This is a genomic window from Flavihumibacter sp. CACIAM 22H1, assembly GCF_001601815.1.
Classification (GTDB): Bacteria; Bacteroidota; Bacteroidia; order Chitinophagales; family Chitinophagaceae; genus Flavihumibacter.
The window spans coordinates 30,937-34,658 of sequence record NZ_LUKG01000048.1; the positions used below are offsets into that span (position 1 = coordinate 30,937).

Sequence of the window (3,722 nt, forward strand, 5' to 3'; positions counted from 1 at the left end):
TAGCTACCGCAGGAATAGCCTGGGGGGCAATGGCTGCCGATCAACTTAAACTGCCCTATATCTATGTTCGGCCAAAACCGAAAGAACACGGGCTTGGCAATCAAATTGAAGGGTCTTTTTCAGCCGGACAAAAAGTAGTGGTTATTGAAGACCTTATTTCTACCGGAAAAAGTAGTTTGCAGGTGGTAGACGTATTAAAAGAAGCCGGTGTAGAAGTATTGGGAATGGTTTGCATTTTTACCTACGGCTTCCCGATTGCGGAGGAGAGATTTAAACAAGCAGGTGTGCCGTTCCAGGCGCTCACCAATTATGGCCAACTGGTTAGCCTGGCGCTGGAAAAAGGGATGATTGATGAAAAAACAGCGCCGGTGTTGTTAAATTGGCGCGAGGACCCGGCAAACTGGAGCGGAGTTTAGTACATTCGTAGCATAAAATTGCATATATGAAAAAGCTGTCTGTATTGCTGTTGCTCCTGGTTAGTTTTACCGTTGCCGCAGTTGCTCAATCCAAAAAAGCGATCAAGACTGTAACTGTTAAAACACCTACAGTACAGTGCGAAAGCTGCAAAAAGAAAATTGAAAGCTTCCTGGCCCGTGAAGAAGGGGTAGAAAAATCAGTAGTGGATTATAAAAGGAAAACCACGAAGGTTACTTTTTACACCGACCGAACCAATATTGAAAACATCAAAACGGCTATTGCAAATGCGGGTTATGATGCGGACGATGTAACCGCTAATGAAGAAGCGTATGAAAAACTTCCTAAATGTTGTAAGAAACCCGAAGATGGCGGTGGTATGAAAAAACAATAAATAGAATTTAACCTAATATGTGTCCGGTTCTCCTCAGAACCGGATTTTTTTATCCTTCCCCCTCGTCCCTTCTGCCTTTTCCTTTTCCGCTTCTCCCTTCCCGTTTCTCCTTTTCCTCACCACTTCATCTTCTGCTTGCCCGAATAATTTACAGGCAGGTTCATAAAAAAGCCCGACCGTCCTAATCGAACCGTACCGGTAACTTTTAGGTCGAGTTCATCATTCATTAAAAGAGTTAATGCATTTCCCATCAATTGCTTCAGATTAACCTTCATCTGAACAGGAATATAGAACGTGTCTTTTTTGGGGATCCTGATAAGTGTATCCAGTACCGTATTTCCCACGGGCTTATCATTTACGGAAATGGCCAGGTCTGCGCGCCTGAATTGGAGCTCATAGTTATTGGGATTATAATATTTTAAATCTGCCGAAACGACAGTTTCTTTTATCCCCATTTTTCCAATTGAGAAGTTTTCCAGGGCCTGGTATTCAGGAATTTCAGGCTGCTTACAGGAAGTCAGGCTCCAGAAGGAGAGGGCTATACTGGCTGTTAGAAGCCATTTACCGCCTTTAATAATTGAAGGTATCATAAGCAGGCAAAATAGGTGATTTAGCATTTATGGGCAAATTCATTTCTTCAAATTAACCTATCTTTAGTGCCAATATTTTTGGTGTTGGAAAGAATTATCGATTATTTTTAAACCGTTGTCAAGTACTATTATTTTTAGTATCTATTTTGTTGTTTAAAATATTGAAATACAATTATTAAATACTATTAATTAAGTATAAAAAATGGTATTAAAAATTATCAATTATAAAAATTTAGCTGTTTTAAACGATATTTTTATTTGAATGAAATAAAATCACATATGAGTTCATTAATTATTGATTTACAATATTTTGCAAATGTTAACTGGTATAAAAAAGTATATAATTATAAATATGTATATTTAAATAAATATGAGCAACACACTAAAATGAGTTTCCGGAACCGCACCATGCTTGCGGGCGCAACGGGTCCTCTCCGACTCACGGTTCCGATCGAGGATGGAAGGAATGAACGACAATTTTATAAGGAGGTAAATATTGTGAGCGGCAGGTGGCAGCTGGAGCATTTTCGGGCAATTGTTTCCTGTTATAACCGATCACCCTGGTTTGAGTATTATCGCGACGAAATGGCAGTTTTATTTGAAACGCCTGCCTCTGGCTTATTTGAATGGAATCTTCTTTGTCATCAATGGGTAGTAAAAAAACTGGGCTTAGCAGATCCGTTTACAGTAGTAGACTGGGGCGCCGAAGGGCCTGATTGGCGCGGCCAGGACGGCCAGGCAGCCGACAATTTGGTCAATTTCTTTCATCCGGCCAATACCGCCTCAACAGCTGCCCAGCTAGGCAGTTACACCCAGGTATTCCAAGAAAAAACCGGCTTTATAGCCGGTTTGTCAATACTTGATCTGTTGTTTTGTGAAGGTCCTTCCGCTAAAAACTGGTTGTTAGCCTAAGCTTAGATATGTACTATTTTATGCTTTTTTCGTAATTGCTCCTGCTTTTTCTTCAGCTCTTTTTCCTTTTGCTGGATAGCTTGCTCCAGGCTTTGTTCCGTTTTCTTCAATTCCAGGGTCAGCTCTTCCAGGACTTGCAGTTTTTCCTGCAGGATTTCCTGTGTTTGTTCCTGTCTGGATTGTATTTTTTCCAGTTCAAGCTGTGATAGTTTCTTCATCAGCTGTTTGGATTGCTGCTGAATTTCCTCCCAGTTTAGTTTGGCTAATTCCGTTTCAAGCACTAGCTGCAGTTCTTGGCGAGATGATCCTGTGCCCAACTTACTGATCTGCTCCTGAACCCTGGACCAATTCAATTTATCCAATGCCAGTTGGGTTTGGAGAGCGGCTTCCTGTGCTTTCGTCTTCGCCTGTAAATGCTTAGTTAAAGCAGGGGTAGTGTCAATAACAACAGTTGTTTCAAAACTTTTACGTGGTACATAGGGATGCATGTAAATAGTAGCAGCTTCCGCTGGAAGGTCGATATTCTTTTGTGACTTTTCAAAGGTAAAAGCTTTTGCTTCTGCAGCCAGAGGGGCAGCCGCAAGGTAAAGTGCCGCTGGAGCTGTACTGCCTGTGTTCAGCTGTTCGACCCAGTCATTAGTAGAATTATCGACTATTACTTCAGACTCAATATTTTCTTGATTATCAATTGATTGATCTTGATTATCTATTAATTCGGAGGTTTTCGATGGTGTTTGAACGGCCTGTGAAACAGTTGGTGACACGGGGTCCTTCGCAGCTGCTTCCACATAAATAGGGGTGGAATTCCATCTCATAGATTGATAGTTCAGGCCTTGAAATAACTTGTTTTCAAGTGCCGCAACCGGCTCAGCCAATTGATCCGCCCACTGTTTGGTGACAGGGTTGTTGGGAATTAGGAGTGCCAGAGAACTGCTGAGCGCCAATAGAAACAACAGGCTGCTATAGCCTTTCCGGATGGGAAGTGCATGTTCAATATTCAACATTCTGCGAACCCTGGTTAAGAGGAGTTTTCGACTGCTGCCACCTGCTGCCAGCACCAGGCTCATTTCCCGCGCTGTTCTTTTTTGTTCCAACTTCAACAAAGCTTCGGCATATAACTGGGGCTGAAATGGGAACTGTAAAACAAAGTCATCACAGGCATGTTCTCTTTCTGCTCTTATTGTAGTAATAAATAATTTGACAAAAGGATTGAAGAATAATAGGTTTTCAATGATGGAAATAATCCAATTCCATATATAATCATTCCTTTTTATGTGTGCCAGTTCATGTATCAGAATAGCTTCCAGTTGAGCCGAACTAAGTTGGCTTAGGGCGGAGGCCGGCAGCAGGATGATCGGCTTGATCCATCCCATTATTTGGGGACAATCAATTTTTTCCGACATCCAGAGTTG

Annotated in this window: 5 protein-coding genes; 3 read left to right on the forward strand and 2 right to left on the reverse strand. The window is 41.7% G+C overall.

What is annotated here, in order from left to right:
* Positions 1 to 416 (forward strand): orotate phosphoribosyltransferase (locus tag A1D16_RS13635; protein ID WP_290710401.1); only part of this gene is annotated, 416 nt, incomplete at its 5' end.
* Between the two features lie 26 nt (positions 417 to 442).
* A complete protein-coding gene (locus tag A1D16_RS13640; RefSeq protein WP_290710403.1) occupies positions 443 to 808 on the forward strand; it encodes a heavy-metal-associated domain-containing protein in 366 nt (121 codons plus the stop codon).
* Between the two features lie 116 nt (positions 809 to 924).
* On the opposite strand, the gene A1D16_RS13645 is transcribed toward A1D16_RS13640, so the two are convergent.
* Entirely contained in the window at positions 925 to 1,398 is a 474-nt protein-coding gene (locus A1D16_RS13645; protein WP_290710405.1) for an LEA type 2 family protein, read from the reverse strand.
* A gap of 279 nt (positions 1,399 to 1,677) precedes the next feature.
* Between A1D16_RS13645 and A1D16_RS13650 the strand changes: the two genes are divergently transcribed.
* Positions 1,678 to 2,310, forward strand: a complete 633-nt coding sequence (locus A1D16_RS13650) for a WbqC family protein (RefSeq protein WP_290710407.1) — start codon at positions 1,678 to 1,680, stop codon at positions 2,308 to 2,310.
* Positions 2,311 to 2,312: 2 nt separating this feature from the next.
* Here the strand turns inward: A1D16_RS13650 and A1D16_RS13655 are convergent.
* Positions 2,313 to 3,722: M56 family metallopeptidase (locus A1D16_RS13655; RefSeq protein ID WP_290710409.1), on the reverse strand; the 1,410-nt coding region annotated here is incomplete at its 5' end.

What these genes read in the sequence shown, in the direction of transcription:
- A1D16_RS13640 (WP_290710403.1), top strand. Translation starts at nt 443, where the DNA reads ATGAAAAAGCTGTCTGTATTGCTGTTGCTCCTGGTTAGTTTTACCGTT.
- A1D16_RS13645 (WP_290710405.1), bottom strand. Translation starts at nt 1,398, where the DNA reads ATGATACCTTCAATTATTAAAGGCGGTAAATGGCTTCTAACAGCCAGT.
- A1D16_RS13650 (WP_290710407.1), top strand. Translation starts at nt 1,678, where the DNA reads ATGAGTTCATTAATTATTGATTTACAATATTTTGCAAATGTTAACTGG.